Origin of the sequence: Peribacillus aracenensis, assembly GCF_025175645.1 — a bacterium.
GTDB classification, from domain to species: Bacteria; Bacillota; Bacilli; order Bacillales; family DSM-1321; genus Peribacillus; species Peribacillus aracenensis.
The window spans coordinates 24,308-42,214 of the sequence record NZ_JANZMJ010000037.1; the positions used below are offsets into that span (position 1 = coordinate 24,308).

Below are 17,907 nucleotides of genomic sequence, written 5' to 3' on the forward strand. Positions count from 1 at the left end.
GAAAATGAAAGTATTTTGGTTTTTACCATCGCATGGGGAAAGTCGCTATTTAGGATCGACAAAGGGAGGAAGGGCAATCACGCTTCCTTATTTAAAACAAATAGCGCAGGCGGTTGATCATTTGGGTTTTGAAGGGGCTTTGCTTCCGACGGGACGGTCTTGTGAGGATGCATGGGTAGTGGGCTCTTCATTGATTTCCGCAACGGAAAGAATGAAATTTCTAGTTGCGGTCCGACCAGGTTTAATGTCGCCAACCTTGGCTGCCAGGATGGCTTCGAGCTTCGACCGGCTGTCGAATGGACGTCTCTTGATCAATGTGGTAACTGGAGGGGACCCGGTCGAACTGGCAGGTGATGGCGTATTTCTGAATCATAAGGAACGGTATGGGCAAACAGATGAATTTCTTGATATCTGGAGAAAGGAGATGTCCGGGGACAAAGTGGACTTTGAAGGGGAGCACCTAAAGATTGAAGGCGGGGATATTCTGTTGCCACCTGTACAAAAACCGTACCCACCGCTCTATTTCGGAGGTTCATCCGACCCGGCCATCGATATATCAGGAAAGCATATTGATGTGTACTTAACTTGGGGTGAGCCCCCGGTGCAAGTGGCTGAAAAAATTGAAAAGGTACGTAAAAGGGCAGCGGAATATGGACGTGAGGTCAGGTTTGGCATACGGATGCATGTCATTGTAAGGGAAACGGAAGAAGAAGCTTGGCAGGCAGCGGATGAACTCATAAAATATGTGGATGATGAAATGATTGAAAATTCACAAAAGATCTTTGAAAGGTTTGATTCAGTGGGCCAAAAGCGTATGTCGCAACTCCATAACGGAAACAGGGATTCGCTTGAAATCAGCCCTAACCTATGGGCAGGTGTAGGCCTAGTCCGTGGAGGCGCTGGTACGGCACTAGTAGGGAGTGCAGAAAATGTTGCTGCCAGAATGAAGGAATATGAAGAAATCGGAATAGAATCCTTTGTTTTATCTGGATACCCTCATCTTGAAGAAGCGTACAGAGTTGCGGAATTATTATTCCCTTTACTCCCTGTTGAACAGTTGGAAAGTCCCGTTTCTAAAGCTACGAGCCCATTTGGGGAAATACTGGCCAATGACCACTACCCTACAAAAGGAAGTGAAAATGAAGATGCAGAAAAAATTAAGCAAAAAGTTCAATAGGTTTCACCTCATATCTTGGCTTGTGCCCATTCTCCTTTTGATAACTTGGCAGCTGCTGTCTTTGTGGGGGATTTTGTCGGATCGGATATTGCCTGCCCCGACTGAAGTGTTTCAAGCAGGTGTCGCTTTATTGGGGACAGGTGAACTTATAGATTATATTGGCATCAGTGCCCAGCGTGCCTTCATCGGCTTTTTAATAGGCGGGATCATTGGTTTTGTACTAGGTTTATTAAATGGATTATCATCCATTGCTGAAACCTTATTCGATACCTCGCTTCAGATGTTGCGTAACATTCCGCATTTAGCTTTAATACCGCTGGTGATTCTATGGTTTGGTATAGAAGAAGAAGCGAAAATCTTCCTTGTCGCTTTAGGGGTTCTTTTTCCTATCTACCTAAATACATTTCATGGAGTGAAATCGGTGGATAAGGGATTGATCGAAGCAGCGAGGGTTTATGGGTTAAGCGGTTTTTCTTTATTCTGGAATGTTATTCTCCCTGCCGCCTTTCCATCCATTTTGGTGGGTATCCGCTTCTCTCTTGGAATCATGTGGGTCACATTAATTGTCGCAGAAACAATATCTGCTAATTCCGGAATAGGATATATGGCTATGAATGCCCGGGAATTCATGAGGATGGATATTGTTGTTCTTAGTATTCTCTTATATGCCTTATTGGGAAAAATATCGGACGTTGCGGCCAAAATGATCGAAAAAAGATGCTTGAAGTGGCACCCATCATACCAATGAGGAGGTCATTAATATGAAAAATGGAAATTCGTTGGAGTTGCAGGGTGTAAGAAAGGATTTTGGGGAGTTTGAAGTATTAAAAGGGATGGACCTCACATTTAAAAAAGGAGAATTCGTAGCCATTGTCGGTAAGAGTGGATGTGGAAAGAGCACATTGCTTCGTCTTGTGGCAGGCCTGGAAAAACCGACGGGCGGGCAGATACTGGTGAATGGAAAGCCATTGAAAGGATTAAATAAATCTTCACGTACGATGTTTCAGGACGGAAGGCTTTTTCCTTGGAAAAAAGTCCTTGAAAATATTGGAATAGGCTTGAAAGGGGATTGGAAGCCAAATGCTATGGAATTACTGGAGCAAGTGGGCCTAGCAGACCGGGCAAGTGATTGGCCGTCCGTTTTATCCGGCGGGCAAAAACAAAGGGTTGCATTAGCAAGGGCATTGGTGAACCAACCTGACATTCTCCTCTTGGATGAGCCGTTAGGGGCATTGGATGCTTTGACGAGAATTGGCATGCAAAGGCTGATTGAAGAATTATGGAGGAAAAGGGACTTTACTGCCTTGCTTGTTACACATGATGTTGAAGAGGCCGTAATGCTAGCCGACCGTGTCATATTAATCGAAGAGGGCAAAGTCGTCATGAATAAGGAAATCAATCTGCCGAGACCACGGAAAAAGGATAGTATTCAATACTCATCACTAGCAGCACAAATCCTTGACAGAGTGATGCAAGTTGAGGGGGAAATGGAAAAAAAGGCAATTCATGCTTGAATGAGAGAAAAAAATTTTTGCGGGAAATACCTATGTTTACCATATGTTTATCCCCTTCTTGCTTCCTTCGGATTTTACCTTTCATGTTTAATGATTCGCCATTTAGGGAAATGTTAAATATAGAGAAACTTGTAATTCATATTCAGGAAGGCGGAGGATGTATGAGTAATATATTAGCTGCAAAAGAACGTACGGATTCAAAACACTCTAATTTAAGGAATTTGAGGGAAAGCGGCGAAATCCCTGCGATAGTATATGGCAATAAAAATGACAGTACGGCCATTTCAGTCAATAGTATCGAGCTTCAAAAGACGATCAAGGAAATAGGCCGTAATGGAATCATTTCTTTGGAAATGGAAGGTTCGAGTTATAAGGTCATGCTCTCTGACTATCAAAAGGATCCAATAAAGAACTCCATTTATCATGCAGACTTTTTAATTGTAGATATGTCCGCTCAATTACAAGCGCAAGTTCGCATTAACCTTGTCGGTGTTTGTAAAGGCGTGAAAGACGGTGGGGTCCTTCAGCAGTCACTTCATGAAGTCATGGTTACGGCTAAACCTAATGACATTCCAGACTCCATCGATGTGGACGTTACTGAACTTCAGGTAGGGGATACAATCTACATATCCGATATCCAAACGAAAAAGCAAGTTACAATCGACAATGATGGAGAAGAAGTTGTTGCATCCGTTTTGGCTCCTCGTCAGGAAGAGGAAATAAGTACAGGTGAACAGCAAGATGGCGGTATCCCTAAAAATGAAGAAGGCAGGGAAACCAAGGCATCACCAGAGTCATGATGCCGGGATTAAACAAGTGAATCGTGATATAATAGGCGTAGCTCTTAACGAGTTACGTCTTTTCAATCTCTGGATGCAGCCTTTTAAACCGGACCATTTTTTTCGTAATGGATTCCTTAAATTAGGATTTTTCCTAATTAGTTCTCCTGTCGCTTGCAGGCCAGCTTGAAATTAGGGTACTATTTTTTCTAAGGTCAATGATCTTGGGAAAACTTCGTCCCAGCGTAACTCCCTAAATAACCGTAATGACGGAGTGTGAATCATGAAAATTATTGTAGGGTTAGGGAACCCAGGTAAACAGTATGAAAAAACCCGGCATAACGTCGGATTTGAAGTAATAGATGAGCTATCCAAAAGATGGTCGATTCCGCTTGATCAAGCAAAACATAAGGGAATATATGGTGCAGGGATGGTAAAGGGAGAAAAAGTTTTATTGCTTAAACCATTAACCTACATGAATTTGTCAGGCGAATCCATTTCGGCTGTCATGCATTTCTTTAAGGTGGATATCGCGGATGTGGTCATTATCTATGATGACCTTGATTTGCCTCCAGGGAAGCTCCGCCTTCGTCAAAAGGGTAGTGCAGGCGGTCATAATGGGATAAAATCATCAATTGCCCATTTGGGTACGCAAGAATTCAATCGAATCAGAATAGGCATTGGCCGCCCGATTGGCCGCATTCCGGTATCTGATTATGTATTGGGGCGTTTTTCGCCTGAAGAATGGGATCATGTCGGGGCAACGATCGAAAAAAGCGCAGCTTCTTGTGAAGCCTGGATGGAAAAGCCATTTATACAGGTCATGAACGAATATAACCAATAAGCAGAGAGTAGATATAAGTAAAGAATAATATCTTCCTGTTTCGCTGAATAAAACTCCTCCATTTTTGTACATACTAACACTATTACTAAAATAGGGGGTTACCAAATGGCTCTCCATTATCGATGCCGACATTGCGGAACTAAGCTGGGCTCAATCGAGGCACACTCACTGAGTACGGAGCAGTTAGGTTTTAATCAACTTACCGATGAAGAGCGACAAGAGATGATCGTTTATGATTCTGAAGGGGATATGCATGTAAGGGCGATATGTGAAGATTGCCATGAAACGCTGCAAAGAAACCCTGATTTATACGAAAACGATTATATTATTCATTAGCGGGAGAGGGCTTTGGACAAAATCCAAAGCATTTTTCCGTTTGTCTGGAATACCAGGGCACATAAAATTGCCGTTAATAAAGAGGACGCTTGGTGAAATGGCCAAGTTCAAATAAAAGGATTACAAATGTTTTTCGCACGTTAAAGAGAGGGGGGAAAGAAAATGAATGGATTGCAGAACTTGTTCTCCAAACAAGATGATGTTCATTCGTTAATAGCCGGCATCGATGAAGGACTTAAGGAGCAGATCGTCTCTGGTCTCACAGGTTCCTCGAGATCTCTATTGCTGGCTTCCGTATATGAAAAGACGAATAGGCCTATTTTATTGGTTACCCATAATTTATTGCAAGCACAAAAATTCCATGAGGACTTATCCAGTTTCATTCCCGAGGAAGAATTATATATATATCCAGCCAATGAATTGATTGCGGCTGATTTGAGTGTTGCCAGCCCGGAATTAAGGGCCCAACGTGTAGAGGCATTGAACTTTTGGGCGGAGGGAAAGAAAGGGATCGTCATTGCGCCAATTCCCGGGGTGCGTCGCGTGCTTCCTCCGAAAGATATTTGGAAGAGACATCAGCTTATCTTTACTTTAGGGGAAGACATCGAGCTTGAACCAACGCTTAGTAAATTCATTGCCATGGGTTATAACCGGTCTGAAATGGTTGCTTCTCCAGGTGAATTCAGTATCAGGGGCGGTATAATCGATATTTATCCGATCACCGAACCCAATCCAATACGAATTGAATTATTCGATACCGAAATAGATTCAATAAGGACCTTTTCAAGCGAAGATCAGCGATCCATCGAGAAACTCAAGAAAGTGACGATTGGTCCCGTCAGTGAGGCTTTGCTAGAGACGGAGCATATCGAAAGAATCATAACAAGGCTCGAGAGCGGATTAAGTAAAAGCTTGAAGAAACTTAAAGACGAGAAAACCAAGGAACAGCTGGTTCAAACGATCAGTTATGAACTTGAACAGCTGAAAATGGGGAATATACCCGACAAAATCTTTAAATACTTAAGTTTAGCGTATGAAGATCCAGCTAGTTTAATAGATTATTTACCGGTAAATGGTTTGGTTTTCTTGGATGAAATCAGTAGAATTCAGGAAATCAATGATTCTTTGGAAAAAGAAGAGGCTGGGTGGTACACGGATCTTTTAAGTCAGGGACAAATAATCCATGACATCAAATTGGCTCATCCGATGCAGGAATTAATCATGAAATCCAGCAGGCCGTTTGTATACCTTTCATTGTTTTTACGGCATGTACCGCATACGAATCCTCAGAATATCCTGAATTTTGCCAGTAAACAAATGCAAAATTTCCATGGACAGATGAATGTGTTCAAAGCTGAGCTGGAACGTTGGAAAAAAGGGAAATATACAGTCGTAATACTTGGACAGGATGAAGAACGGGTAAAAAAGCTGCATTCGGTTTTAGCCGATTATGATATAGAGGCCGCAGAACTGTTTAATGCGGACAGCATTCTTCCAGGTAAAGTACAGATTTTACGCGGCAGTCTAAATAGCGGCTTTGAATTACCTATGCAAAAGTTCAGTATCATTACGGAAACGGAATTGTTTAATAAGAAGTCAAAGAAATCAATACGGAGACAGAAACTATCGAATGCGGAGCGAATCAAGAGTTATTCCGAACTGAAGATCGGTGACTATGTCGTTCATGTTAACCATGGTATCGGTAAATACTTGGGAATTGAAACCCTTACGATAAATGGGGTCCATAAAGATTACCTGAATATTCGTTATCAGGCGGATGACAAATTGTATGTTCCTGTCGACCAAATTGATCTTGTCCAAAAATATGTCGGTTCTGAAGGAAAAGAACCGAAGCTTTATAAGCTAGGCGGAACGGAATGGAAACGTGTCAAAAGTAAGGTTCAATCATCCGTTGAGAACATTGCCGATGATTTAATTAAATTATACGCAGAAAGGGAAGCCGCAAAGGGCTATGCCTTTTCACCTGATGGTGATATGCAGAGAGAATTCGAAACATCATTCGCTTATAACGAAACGGAAGATCAATTACGTTCCATAGTCGAAATCAAAAAGGATATGGAACGTGAACGGCCGATGGATCGTTTATTATGCGGCGATGTTGGATATGGGAAGACAGAGGTGGCGATCCGAGCCGCTTTTAAAGCCATAATGGATGGCAAACAGGTTGCATTTCTTGTTCCGACCACAATCCTCGCCCAGCAGCATTATGAAACATTAAGGGAGCGTTTTCAGGATTATCCCATTTCGATCGGTCATATGAGCCGTTTCCGGACTAAAAAACAGCAAACGGAGACGATTAAAGGATTGAAGGCCGGCACGGTTGATATTGTCGTTGGAACGCATAGGATTTTATCCAAAGATATCGTGTACCGCGATTTGGGATTGCTTATCATTGATGAAGAACAGCGTTTTGGCGTTACACATAAGGAAAAGATCAAAAGGTTAAAAACGAATGTGGATGTACTGACTTTGACTGCGACGCCGATTCCGAGGACCCTTCATATGTCCATGTTGGGCGTGAGGGATTTATCCGTAATCGAAACACCGCCTGAGAACCGGTTCCCGATCCAAACTTATGTCATGGAGTATAATGGCTCATTGGTAACGGAAGCCATAGAACGGGAATTGGCAAGGGGGGGTCAGGTTTATTTCCTTTACAATCGGGTAGAGGATATAGCAAGAAAAGCAGAAGAAATTTCCATGCTGGTGCCCGATGCCCGTGTCACCTATGCTCATGGGCAAATGACAGAGCAAGAACTGGAAGCCGTCATGTTCAGCTTTTTAGAAGGCGAATATGATGTTTTGGTAAGTACAACCATTATAGAGACGGGTGTCGATATCCCGAATGTCAATACGCTCATAGTAAATGAAGCGGATAGAATGGGACTTTCACAGCTCTATCAGCTGCGTGGACGTGTAGGGCGATCCAACCGGGTGGCATATGCATTCTTCACTTATAGGAAAGATAAAGTGTTGACGGAAGTGGCAGAAAAACGTCTTCAATCCATTAAGGAATTTACAGAATTGGGCTCAGGGTTCAAAATCGCGATGCGTGATTTATCCATCAGGGGAGCTGGAAACATTCTAGGGGCTCAACAACATGGCTTCATCGATTCAGTTGGTTTTGATCTGTATTCACAAATGTTGAAAGAAGCTGTTGATGCGAAACGTAATGACCAACCAGCCGAAGAAAAGAACACCCTGGAAATTGACGTTGAAGTGGATGCTTATATCCCTGATGCCTACATAATGGACGGACATCAGAAAATAGAAATGTATAAAAGGTTCAGAGGGATTGCGTCGCTTGAAGAAGTGGAAGAATTACAGGATGAAATGATCGATCGTTTCGGAGAATACCCAGAAGAAGTTTCCTATTTATTCATGATTGCTGAAATGAAGGTATATGCTGAAAAGGCCGGAATTGAAAGCATTAAACAATTAAAGCAGGAAATCAGCATTCTCCTTAGGGAAAAGGTCAGCAGCGATGTGGATGGACAAAAGGTATTCGAGCTGGGATCGAAGTATGGCCGAATGGTGGGCTTCGGCATGGACGGCAATCGAATGAAACTGGTCCTGCACATAAAAGGTGTAGAACAAAGCAAATGGCTTAATATCTTATTTGAGATGGCCAAGGGTTTACAGTATGTAAAAAAAGAGACGCAAGCCACTAAAAACTAAAATTGAATGATAGTCCTCTTGAAGAATTTTTTTTAGGTACCATGGTAAAAAAATGCAACAAGAAGAAAAATTTTTTCAAAGTGCATAGAACTTACCATTAGAAAAATACTAAGTACAATAGCTGGTGATGATTTTGCTACAAAATGAGGATTTATCAAATCAATTAGATGAAAGTGAGGCAACATTAGATGAAAGCAACTGGTATCGTTCGCCGAATTGATGATTTAGGAAGAGTCGTCATCCCGAAAGAAATTCGCAGGACCCTCCGTATTCGTGAAGGAGATCCACTGGAAATATTTGTGGATAGGGATGGAGAAGTCATCCTAAAGAAATACTCTCCTATCAGTGAATTAGGCGATTTTGCAAGGGAATATGCAGAAGCACTTTATGATAGCCTTGGAAACCCAGTTATGATTTGTGACAGGGATACTTACATTGCAGTGGCAGGCGGCTCCAAAAAAGAATACTTAAATAAAAGCGTTAGTGACCTGGTGGAAAAAATCATGGAAGAAAGAAATCCTGTCCTGGAATCTCCAAACGGACAAATTTCATTCGTTGATTCCAATGATGAAGATGTCCAATCTTATACGGCAGCTCCGATCATTGCGAGTGGCGACCCGATTGGTGCCGTCTTGATTTTCTCTAAAGATAGCACCATTGGTGAAGTGGAACAGAAATCGGTTGAAACAGCAGCAAGTTTCCTAGCTAGACAAATGGAACAGTAACCTTGGACATGCCATTATAATTTTTAAGGTGGAAGGGCAGCAATCGCGCTGTCCTTTTTGCTCTTTCTAAAAGGTTAACCCGATGGGGGCAGACATAAAGAGACGGAGATTATTCTTCAAGGTGAATATGGAAACTAATTAACAGTATGCGCTGGAATTAAAAAATAACCATTCGAATTATGCTATAATAACTACCACATATGAGTGAAAAGGGGAAAAAGAATGGCTGAAAAGCCTTATAAAACATCAAATGAACTTTTCCGGGGAGCGCTGATTTTGAGCGCAGCGGCGATTATCGTAAAAGTATTGAGCGCGGCCTATCGCATACCATATCAGAACATTGCGGGTGACATCGGGTTTTATATCTATCAACAGGTTTATCCCTTCTACGGTGTTGCTTTTACATTATCAACACTCGGCTTTCCGGTAGTCATATCCAAACTTATTGCAGAACGGGACTCCTCCAAAAATAACTTTGCGGTCAAGGACATTTTAGTAACTTCATTCGTCGTCTTAAGTTCGATAGGAGTCATGATGTTTGCTGCACTATTCCTTGGAGCTGATTGGATTGCAGGGTGGATGAAGGATCCGCATTTAGCCGGTCTGCTGAGAATCGTTGCCTACTCCTATTTATTAATGCCGATTTCATCTGTGTTAAGAGGCTATTTTCAAGGAATAAACGACATGCTGCCTACGGCAAGTTCGCAGGTCGCTGAACAATGCATCCGTGTGTTGACGATTCTGGTTCTTTCCACAATATTCGTTTCTCAGGGCTATTCTCACTATGTGGTCGGCAAGGGGGCGGTCCTCGGCTCGATCACCGGCGGCATAACTGGCCTGGTACTGCTTATTGCTTTCGTTATTTTAAGAGAAGAATGGAAGCTTTTTTTACGAATGAGAATCAAACCTGTAAATTTCATCAAAATCTCCAAAGCCCTGATTTTCCAAGGGCTGGCCTTTTGCATAACTGGCTTGATCCTTATCTTGTTTCAGTTTGTCGATTCATTGCACCTGTATTCCTTACTGAGGGAAACGGGAATGGGGGAAAGGGAAGCAAAAGAATGGAAAGGGGTATATGATCGAGGACAGCCGTTGCTTCAGCTAGGTACAGTCGTGGCTAATTCTTTTGCATTGGCGCTTGTACCTGTAATATCCGGATTCGTTCAGAGGAAAAGTGAGCATGAATTATTGAATAAGATCAAATTGGCGCTTCGTGTAAGTGCGACGATAGGACTTGCTGCTGCGATTGGGCTGGTGGTGACGATGAAGCCTGTCAACCATATGCTGTTCACGGATAACAAAGGGACGATTACTTTAGCGATTTTCTCTTTATCAATCTTATTCACATCCCTCATAATGGCAGAAGCGGCAGTGATTCAAAGTTTAGGCCATTCGTTCGTGCCGGTGATCATCACGATTGTGGGGGTTGGCAGCAAGTGGGCTTTGAACCTTGTTCTAGTGCCCCATTACAAGATCGCGGGAGCAGCCTCGGCAACAGTACTTGCGTTTATAATCATGTCTGTATTATTTTATGTGGTATTGAGAGTACATATCAAAAAGCCATTAATTGAAAAGAAGCACGTGTTAATAATCTTGAAGAGTACGGTTTACATGGGAACGGCGGTTGTTTTATTCAATAGTCTATTCGAATTGATGTTATCGGGCGAGAGCCGCTTGTTAGCTACGATCCAAGCTTTGACCGGTGTTGGGATCGGTGCAGCCGTTTTTGTGATGACGGCCATTCGTGCAGGTTTATTTAGTGAAAAAGAACTTTTACTTATACCTGCAGGTTCGAAGCTTAAACGATTTATAATAAAGAATAGGAGTATGCGAAATCATGAATGAGATTACGATAATAGGCCTTGGTGCAGGGGATTTAAATCAGCTTCCCCTAGGGATTTATAAAAAATTGATACAAACGGAACAATGTTTCGTCAGAACGATTGATCACCCGGTAATCGGGGATTTGAAAAGGGAAGGGATAAATTTCACGGCGTTTGACGGGATATATGAAAAGCACGACCAATTTGAAGCTGTATATGAAGAAATTGCCAGAACGTTATTACAAGAGGCTTCAAACCGTTCCGTTCTATACGCAGTTCCGGGGCATCCCATGGTTGCGGAAAAAACGGTGCAGCTTTTGCTTGAAAAGGGTCCGGCTCTTGGAATAGCCATTAATTTGGAAGGCGGGCAAAGTTTCCTTGATCCCTTGTTTCAGGCTGTTAGAATCGATCCGATTGAAGGGTTTCAGCTATTGGATGGAACAGCCCTTTCACCAGATGATTTGCACATTGCCCAGCATATGATAATCGGACAGGTGTATGACGGATTCAGTGCATCCAATGTGAAGCTGACCTTAATGGAAAAGCTACCGGATGACTACGAGGTATATATTGTTACAGCGGCTGGAAGCAGTCAGGAAAAAGTGACAAAATGCGCCCTCTTCGAACTCGACCGTCAGATGGAGTTAAGTAACTTGACGAGTGTTTATGTCCCGCCTGTTAGCGAAGAAGCTTTACGATATAGGGAGTTCTCTAAGCTGCGGCAGGTCATTGCAGAACTTAGAGGCCCTGAAGGATGTCCTTGGGATAAGAAACAAACTCATGAAAGCTTGAAGAAATATCTAATAGAAGAGGCATATGAGCTGATTGATTCCATCGATGAAGAGGATGACGAGGGCATGATTGGTGAACTTGGGGATGTCCTGCTTCAGGTGATGCTTCATTCACAAATCGGTGAAGATGAGGGCATGTTCACGATAGATGATGTGATTGAAGGCATTACGGCAAAAATGATTCGACGCCACCCTCATGTATTCGGAGATGTTAAAGTGAGCGGTGAGGAAGATGTATTAGTGAACTGGCAGAAAATCAAAGAAGATGAAAAAGGGAGCGAAACAAAAGCTCCGAAATCCATACTGGATGGTATTGAGAAATCGCTGCCAAACTTACTACGGGCCGAAGAGTATCAAAAAAGGGCTGCCAAGGTTGGATTTGATTGGGATGAGGTTTCCGAAGCCTGGAAAAAGGTCAGGGAAGAAGTACAGGAATTGGAAGAGGAAATATTAAGCCCGAACAGGGATGTCGAAAGAATAAAATCAGAGCTGGGCGACCTCTTTTTTGCGCTTGTCAACATTTCACGTTATTATGACATACAAGCGGAAGAAGCCGTCTACAAAGCAAACCGAAAATTCCACCAGCGTTTTACATATATAGAAGAGTGCATTCGAAGGGCAGACAAAAAATTTGAGGATTATACATTGGAAGAACTGGATTCATATTGGGATGAAGCAAAAACTAAAGGACTTTAATTAAGGGAGAGATTTGAATGTCGATGAGATTGGATAAATTCCTAAAAGTTTCAAGGTTGATCAAGCGCCGCACACTTGCGAAGGAGGTTGCGGATAAAGGGAGAATCACGATTAACGGACAACAGGCCAAAGCAAGTTCGAATGTGAAAGATGGCGATGAGTTGACTGTAAGGTTCGGTCAAAAGCTTGTTACAGTACGTGTCGATAAAATTCAAGAAACGACGAAAAAAGAAGCCGCTGCAGATATGTATACCATCGTAAAGGAAGAAAAGCTAGCAGAGGAGTAAGGACAGGCTTGGTTCTAATTCCACTCTTACGGACATACACTTGTACAAAATCAGTGGTACTGTGAGGGATGAAAAAATGAGCCAATATATTGATCCGAATGCTGGTTACACAAAAGGAACGACCCAAGAGCATGATGTAACGATGAAAGGCCGCCGTTTGCTTGATATTACCGGTGTCAAACAAGTTGAAAGTTTCGATAATGAAGAATTTCTGCTCGAAACGTCAATGGGTTTCTTATCTATCCGGGGCCAAAACTTGCAAATGAAGAATTTAGACGTTGATAAAGGCATCGTTTCGATTAAGGGAAAGATTTTCGACCTTGTTTATTTAGATGAGCAATCAGGGGAGAAAGCTAAAGGCTTCTTTGGCAAGTTGTTCAAATGACCTTAACGATCCAATTTTATACGTTGCTTGCGATGATAGGCATGGGCAGTGGCTTTGGAGCTGCCCTGGATACGTATAGCCGGTTCCTGAATCGTTCAGAAAGGAAAAGGTGGGTTGTATTCATCCATGACTTCCTTTTCTGGATCATTCAGGGTCTCCTTATCTTTTATGTTTTGTTTTTAGTGAATGAGGGGGAGTTTCGCCTCTATTTATTTTTGGCCTTATTATGCGGTTTTTCAGCTTATCAAGCACTTTTCAAAGGTTTCTATCAACGTTCATTAGAGTTTTTGATAATACTTGTGATAAAGTTGGCGAGATTTATAACGAATTCGGTTCACATGCTGATATTTCTACCGATAAAATGGGTATTAGTATCTGTATTGGCCATCATCATCGGGATAAGTAAGTTCGTTTTGGCATTATTAAAATGGGCGGGAAAAATACTTCTCTTTATTTTGACTATATTCTGGAGACCAGTAAAATGGATTCTGACTTATATATGGAATTTATTGCCGGTTTTTGTTACGAAAAACGTCGGGAAGTTTTATAATAAAGGAAAAGGGATTTTATTGAAAATAAAGAATTCTATATTTAGAACGCTAAATGGATGGAGAAATAAAAAGAAATGAGGAGCGATAAAAAATGAGTAGCCTGCGTAAAAAGAAAGTGGCAAAAATGGAAAATCCCTACGTCGCTCAACAAGAGAAAAAAGTACAAACCGTAGAAAAAAAGAAGCGTGGTCTAATGCGTAGATTAACCCTTTACTCAGTTTTCGCCGCTGTCTTTTTGATTTTTGCCGTTTCCACCCTCATAACGCAAAATGTTGCACTGGATGAGAAAGTTAAACAAAAGGAAGAAATGAAGGGGAAGTTAGCTGAATTGAAAAAAGACGAGACCCTTCTTAAAGAAGAAATCGTAAAGCTTAATGATGACGATTATATAGCGAAAATAGCCAGACGGGATTATTTCTTATCTGAAAAAGGTGAAATCATTTTTACCCTTCCAAAAGGGAAGGAAGATAGTGACTAATATTGACACTGTTTTTTTACTTTCGTTATAATATAATGTGAAGAGATTTTTTTAACATTTCTAAGGAGGAACATTTTTTTTATGTCAATCGAAGTAGGCAGCAAGTTACAAGGTAAAGTAACAGGCATAACTAATTTTGGTGCATTTGTAGAGCTACCTCAAGGTTCAACCGGTCTTGTCCATATCAGTGAAGTGGCTGATAATTATGTCAAGGATATCAATGATCATTTAAAAGTGGGCGATACAGTTGAGGTGAAAGTCATCAACGTTAAAGATGGCAAGATTGGCTTGTCCATAAAAAAAGCGATAGACCGTCCTGAAGGTGAGCAAAAACCTGCATACACACCACGTCCGCGCCAAGGAAGAGGGAATGACAGCCGTTCCAAAGACTTCCGCTCGAAAGGTAATAGTTTCCAACCTAAAGAAAACTTTGAGCAAAAAATGGCTAAATTCTTAAAAGATAGCGAAGACCGCTTAACGACCCTTAAACGTAGCACCGAAACGAAACGGGGAGGTCGAGGAGGAAGACGCGGATAAAACTGCTGCTGAAAATAATAGTTTAGCAACTTTTCCTGTGAAATTATTCATAGTGTAGATAAAGGCAAGCTTGCTGGCTTGTCTTCTTTTAATTATCAACGACATAAAAAAACGCCTCTGCACACTTACCGATATAAGTGTGCAGAGGCGTTTTTGATATATGATGACCCGTACGGGATTCGAACCCGTGTTACCGCCGTGAAAGGGCGGTGTCTTAACCGCTTGACCAACGGGCCGTGATTTTCATGAAAAAAGATAGCGGCAGAGGGGATCGAACCCCCGACCTCACGGGTATGAACCGTACGCTCTAGCCAGCTGAGCTACGCCGCCATAATGGTAAGTGCTACTGAAGCACAAGTTATATCTTACAGTCGTGAGGAAAAAATGTCAACAAAAAAAATAAAGTTTGTCGGTTTCCATTTCCTGACTATTTATTCGTGTTATTTTCCGCAAAAATAACCTAAAAACTTTGCTTTTCTTCAAAAAAAAAAGAACGCCCGTTTCCGTATTGAAAAAAAAGGGACAAAAACCTGTATACAAATGATTGTTCAAGAAGAATTTCGTCGAACGTTTTTGTTATCCGCTTATAAAATTCTGACAAAAAAATAGACAAGCCCTCTATATAATAAAAACCACTAATACGAATGGGGTGTTGAAATGGAAAAAGTAGAAAGACCTATGATGGAACCTCTTGGAGATGTTCAATTAAAAGAAGCGAAGGCAGGGGCCATCAATTGGATCCAACAACTGCAAATGAAGTCGGAAGACATATTCATAAAAAAAGGTATCTCTTTAGCAATTATCGGTTTTTTATTAGGACGGGCTTTGATTCTTTCGCAGCTTGCACCATTTGGACTTCCGTTTTTCGCAGCTGTTTTTCTCATGAGACGTGATAGGGCTCCACTGGCTTTATTCGGATTGATTGCAGGTGGGCTGACCGTTCACTATTCGAATAGTTTAGTCATCTTTGCATCGGCGTTCCTGCTCCTGTTATTTCATAAAATCAAGAAGCCCGCCGTGGAGGGACAATTCAAGACCATGTCGATGTACGTCTTTGCTTCACTATTCCTGGTCAACCTGGCGGAGCAATATCTGGTATTTCGAACGATTCAGCTGTATGACTTAATGATGATAGGGGTAGAGGCGGGACTCGCAATGATTTTAACCTTAATCTTCATACAATCCATCCCGATGCTGACCGTTCGGACAAAGTCCCAATCATTAAAGACGGAGGAAATCGTCAGCATCATCATCCTGCTGGCTTCGGTGATGACCGGAACCATCGGCTGGATGATCTACGATTTATCACTCGACCATATATTCTCGCGATACCTGGTTCTCCTCTTCGGGCTGGCAGGAGGGGCCGCCATAGGCTCCACTGTAGGTGTAGTTACTGGATTGATATTCAGCTTGGCAAGTATTGCAAGTCTTTATCAAATGAGCCTTCTCGCATTTTCAGGGCTCCTGGGAGGCTTATTGAAGGAGGGAAGGAAGATAGGGGTTGCTAGCGGCCTCTTGATTGCTACATTACTGATAGGTTTATATGGTGAGGGCACCAATAATATTATGGTGACCCTTTATGAATCACTTATAGCTGTGGCCCTATTTATATTGACGCCGTCATCCATAATCAACAAAATAGCGAAACATATACCGGGAACAGTCGAGAATTCTGATGAGCAGCAGCAGTATGCCCGAAAAGTGAGGGATGTCACCGCTCAAAGGGTGGAGCAATTCTCACATGTATTTGAGGCGCTCTCAAATAGCTTTTCCCAAGTGGATGAAAGGGGGAGATTGGAGGAAGATGAGAAAGAATTCGACTACTTCTTAAGTAATGTGACGGAAAAGACGTGCCAGCTTTGTTTTAAGAAGGAACAATGCTGGTCCAAGAACTTTAATACAACCTATGACGGCATGCAGGAAATTATGCTTCAATTAAGTGAAAATAATGGTCAGCTCCCCCAAAAAACTTCGAAAGAATGGGGGAAATATTGTAGCCGCGGGCCTCAGGTCATTGGGGCGATAGCACAGGAACTTACTTATTTTGAAGCTAACCAAAAATTAAAAAGGCAGGTGAAGGAAAGTCGGAAACTGGTGGCGGATCAACTGAGGGGCGTTTCGGCAGTAATGGATGATTTTGCGAAAGAAATTCAAAGGGAAAGGAAGAATCATCATGTACATGAAGAATCTATTTTGGAAGCCATCCAGGATTTTGGCCTGCACATAGGCCATGTTGAAATATACAGTCTAGAACAAGGAAATGTTGATATAGAGATGAGTGTCCCATACTGCCAGGGCAGAGGGGAATGTGAAAAGTTGATTGCACCCATGCTTTCTGACATTTTAGGAGAAACGATAGTCGTTCATTCAGAAGAGTGTGCAACATATCCAAACGGGCAATGTGAGGTGATATTTAGGTCAGCAAAAAAATTCACGGTCGAAACGGGTGTGGCTCATGCTGCCAAGGGGGGAGGGCTTGTATCAGGAGACAGTTATACGACCATGGAAATTGGCTGCGGCAAATTCGCGATAGCCATCAGTGATGGAATGGGAAATGGGGAAAGGGCCCATTTTGAAAGTACAGAGACATTGAAGCTGCTACAAAAATTTTTACAATCGGGAATAGAAGAAAAAATAGCCATTAAATCCGTAAACTCCGTATTATCTCTACGCACTACCGATGAAATATTTTCGACTCTTGATTTGGCAATGATTGATCTTCAGGACGCAAGGGCTAAGTTTTTAAAAATCTGTTCGATACCGAGTTTCATTAAAAGGGGGGATAGGATAATAAAAATCGAATCAAGTAACCTCCCTATGGGAATCATCCAGGATTTCGATGTTGATGTTGTATCAGAAGAGCTGAAGGCAGGGGACATATTAATCATGATGAGCGATGGAGTGTTCGATGGCCCCTCACATGTCGAAAATATCGAGTTCTGGCTTAAACGAAAAATCAAGGAAATGGAAACAGACGACCCGCAGGAAATCTCTGATTTAATATTGGAAGAAGTCATCCGAACTAAAGGGATCATAGATGATGACATGACAGTGGTTACATCGAAAATAAAGCATAACACACCGAAATGGGCGTCCATTCCCGTTTCTCCAAAACGTAAAAAGGCACAGTAGGGGCCGTTTATATAAATAAAATGAATAAAACAAAAAGAGGTGGAGAAATGGAAGACGGATAAAAGGTAAGGGTTGCACTCTTTTCAATCCCTTCCCTCCATAATGTGACTTGATGAGATGTCTTTGGCGTATAATTTCCCCCTTTTTAGTCAA

Annotated in this window: 16 protein-coding genes and 2 tRNA genes; 16 read left to right on the forward strand and 2 right to left on the reverse strand. The window is 42.0% G+C overall.

Going from position 1 to position 17,907, the window contains the following annotated elements:
• Positions 1 to 4: 4 nt before the first annotated feature.
• From ssuD to N0M92_RS25010, 15 genes are all read left to right on the forward strand, one after another.
• On the forward strand, positions 5 to 1,177 hold the full coding sequence (ssuD, locus tag N0M92_RS24940; protein WP_260288337.1) for an FMNH2-dependent alkanesulfonate monooxygenase: 1,173 nt from the start codon (positions 5 to 7) through the stop codon (positions 1,175 to 1,177).
• On the forward strand, positions 1,140 to 1,925 hold the full coding sequence (gene ssuC, locus N0M92_RS24945; protein ID WP_260288338.1) for an aliphatic sulfonate ABC transporter permease SsuC: 786 nt from the start codon (positions 1,140 to 1,142) through the stop codon (positions 1,923 to 1,925). Before ssuD ends, ssuC begins: the two co-directional genes overlap by 38 nt.
• Before the next feature lie 13 nt (positions 1,926 to 1,938).
• Positions 1,939 to 2,691 (forward strand): ATP-binding cassette domain-containing protein, encoded by a 753-nt coding sequence (locus N0M92_RS24950; protein ID WP_260288339.1) that lies wholly within the window; start codon positions 1,939 to 1,941, stop codon positions 2,689 to 2,691.
• A gap of 161 nt (positions 2,692 to 2,852) precedes the next feature.
• Positions 2,853 to 3,491: a 50S ribosomal protein L25/general stress protein Ctc gene (locus N0M92_RS24955; RefSeq protein ID WP_260288340.1), complete on the forward strand. Its 639-nt coding sequence runs from the start codon at positions 2,853 to 2,855 to the stop codon at positions 3,489 to 3,491.
• A 262-nt stretch (positions 3,492 to 3,753) separates the two neighbouring features.
• Positions 3,754 to 4,314: an aminoacyl-tRNA hydrolase gene (gene pth / locus N0M92_RS24960; protein WP_098372664.1), complete on the forward strand. Its 561-nt coding sequence runs from the start codon at positions 3,754 to 3,756 to the stop codon at positions 4,312 to 4,314.
• A 105-nt stretch (positions 4,315 to 4,419) separates the two neighbouring features.
• Positions 4,420 to 4,650 (forward strand): anti-sigma-F factor Fin family protein, encoded by a 231-nt coding sequence (locus N0M92_RS24965; protein ID WP_063574553.1) that lies wholly within the window; start codon positions 4,420 to 4,422, stop codon positions 4,648 to 4,650.
• Between the two features lie 162 nt (positions 4,651 to 4,812).
• Positions 4,813 to 8,349 (forward strand): transcription-repair coupling factor, encoded by a 3,537-nt coding sequence (gene mfd, locus N0M92_RS24970; protein ID WP_260288341.1) that lies wholly within the window; start codon positions 4,813 to 4,815, stop codon positions 8,347 to 8,349.
• A 188-nt stretch (positions 8,350 to 8,537) separates the two neighbouring features.
• Positions 8,538 to 9,074, forward strand: a complete 537-nt coding sequence (gene spoVT / locus N0M92_RS24975; protein WP_192207409.1) for a stage V sporulation protein T — start codon at positions 8,538 to 8,540, stop codon at positions 9,072 to 9,074.
• Between the two features lie 222 nt (positions 9,075 to 9,296).
• A complete protein-coding gene (locus N0M92_RS24980) occupies positions 9,297 to 10,919 on the forward strand; it encodes a putative polysaccharide biosynthesis protein (protein ID WP_260288342.1) in 1,623 nt (540 codons plus the stop codon).
• Positions 10,912 to 12,384 carry a bifunctional methyltransferase/pyrophosphohydrolase YabN gene (locus tag N0M92_RS24985; RefSeq protein ID WP_260288343.1) on the forward strand — a complete coding sequence of 491 codons (1,473 nt, stop codon included), beginning with the start codon at positions 10,912 to 10,914 and terminating at the stop codon, positions 12,382 to 12,384. The genes N0M92_RS24980 and N0M92_RS24985 overlap by 8 nt, the downstream gene beginning before the upstream one ends.
• Positions 12,385 to 12,407: 23 nt before the next feature.
• Complete coding sequence (locus tag N0M92_RS24990) at positions 12,408 to 12,671, forward strand: RNA-binding S4 domain-containing protein (protein ID WP_034316386.1); 264 nt, start codon at positions 12,408 to 12,410, stop codon at positions 12,669 to 12,671.
• 76 nt (positions 12,672 to 12,747) lie between these two features.
• Positions 12,748 to 13,056, forward strand: coding sequence for a sporulation protein YabP (yabP, locus tag N0M92_RS24995; protein ID WP_034316308.1), 309 nt, complete (start codon positions 12,748 to 12,750; stop codon positions 13,054 to 13,056).
• Positions 13,053 to 13,685 (forward strand): spore cortex biosynthesis protein YabQ, encoded by a 633-nt coding sequence (gene yabQ / locus N0M92_RS25000; protein ID WP_260288344.1) that lies wholly within the window; start codon positions 13,053 to 13,055, stop codon positions 13,683 to 13,685. The genes yabP and yabQ overlap by 4 nt, the downstream gene beginning before the upstream one ends.
• A 13-nt stretch (positions 13,686 to 13,698) precedes the next feature.
• Entirely contained in the window at positions 13,699 to 14,085 is a 387-nt protein-coding gene (locus N0M92_RS25005; protein ID WP_192207413.1) for an FtsB family cell division protein, read from the forward strand.
• A gap of 81 nt (positions 14,086 to 14,166) precedes the next feature.
• Complete coding sequence (locus N0M92_RS25010; protein ID WP_063235924.1) at positions 14,167 to 14,622, forward strand: S1 domain-containing RNA-binding protein; 456 nt, start codon at positions 14,167 to 14,169, stop codon at positions 14,620 to 14,622.
• 164 nt (positions 14,623 to 14,786) lie between these two features.
• Here N0M92_RS25010 and N0M92_RS25015 read toward each other — a convergent pair.
• Together N0M92_RS25015 and N0M92_RS25020 are read right to left on the reverse strand one after the other, a co-directional pair.
• A tRNA-Glu gene (locus N0M92_RS25015) sits at positions 14,787 to 14,858 on the reverse strand.
• Positions 14,859 to 14,878: 20 nt separating this feature from the next.
• Positions 14,879 to 14,952: transfer RNA gene (locus N0M92_RS25020), tRNA-Met, on the reverse strand.
• A gap of 327 nt (positions 14,953 to 15,279) precedes the next feature.
• Here N0M92_RS25020 and spoIIE point away from each other — a divergent pair.
• Entirely contained in the window at positions 15,280 to 17,754 is a 2,475-nt protein-coding gene (spoIIE, locus tag N0M92_RS25025; RefSeq protein WP_260288345.1) for a stage II sporulation protein E, read from the forward strand.
• Positions 17,755 to 17,907: the final 153 nt, after the last annotated feature.

Bases quoted from the DNA above. Each gene is read 5' to 3' on its own strand.
- spoIIE (WP_260288345.1), top strand. From the start codon at position 15,280: ATGGAAAAAGTAGAAAGACCTATGATGGAACCTCTTGGAGATGTTCAA.
- spoVT (WP_192207409.1), top strand. From the start codon at position 8,538: ATGAAAGCAACTGGTATCGTTCGCCGAATTGATGATTTAGGAAGAGTC.
- N0M92_RS25005 (WP_192207413.1), top strand. From the start codon at position 13,699: ATGAGTAGCCTGCGTAAAAAGAAAGTGGCAAAAATGGAAAATCCCTAC.
- mfd (WP_260288341.1), top strand. From the start codon at position 4,813: ATGAATGGATTGCAGAACTTGTTCTCCAAACAAGATGATGTTCATTCG.
- N0M92_RS24985 (WP_260288343.1), top strand. From the start codon at position 10,912: ATGAATGAGATTACGATAATAGGCCTTGGTGCAGGGGATTTAAATCAG.
- ssuC (WP_260288338.1), top strand. From the start codon at position 1,140: ATGAAGATGCAGAAAAAATTAAGCAAAAAGTTCAATAGGTTTCACCTC.
- N0M92_RS24965 (WP_063574553.1), top strand. From the start codon at position 4,420: ATGGCTCTCCATTATCGATGCCGACATTGCGGAACTAAGCTGGGCTCA.
- yabQ (WP_260288344.1), top strand. From the start codon at position 13,053: ATGACCTTAACGATCCAATTTTATACGTTGCTTGCGATGATAGGCATG.
- N0M92_RS24955 (WP_260288340.1), top strand. From the start codon at position 2,853: ATGAGTAATATATTAGCTGCAAAAGAACGTACGGATTCAAAACACTCT.
- ssuD (WP_260288337.1), top strand. From the start codon at position 5: ATGAAAGTATTTTGGTTTTTACCATCGCATGGGGAAAGTCGCTATTTA.
- N0M92_RS24980 (WP_260288342.1), top strand. From the start codon at position 9,297: ATGGCTGAAAAGCCTTATAAAACATCAAATGAACTTTTCCGGGGAGCG.
- N0M92_RS25010 (WP_063235924.1), top strand. From the start codon at position 14,167: ATGTCAATCGAAGTAGGCAGCAAGTTACAAGGTAAAGTAACAGGCATA.
- N0M92_RS24950 (WP_260288339.1), top strand. From the start codon at position 1,939: ATGAAAAATGGAAATTCGTTGGAGTTGCAGGGTGTAAGAAAGGATTTT.
- N0M92_RS24990 (WP_034316386.1), top strand. From the start codon at position 12,408: ATGAGATTGGATAAATTCCTAAAAGTTTCAAGGTTGATCAAGCGCCGC.
- pth (WP_098372664.1), top strand. From the start codon at position 3,754: ATGAAAATTATTGTAGGGTTAGGGAACCCAGGTAAACAGTATGAAAAA.
- yabP (WP_034316308.1), top strand. From the start codon at position 12,748: ATGAGCCAATATATTGATCCGAATGCTGGTTACACAAAAGGAACGACC.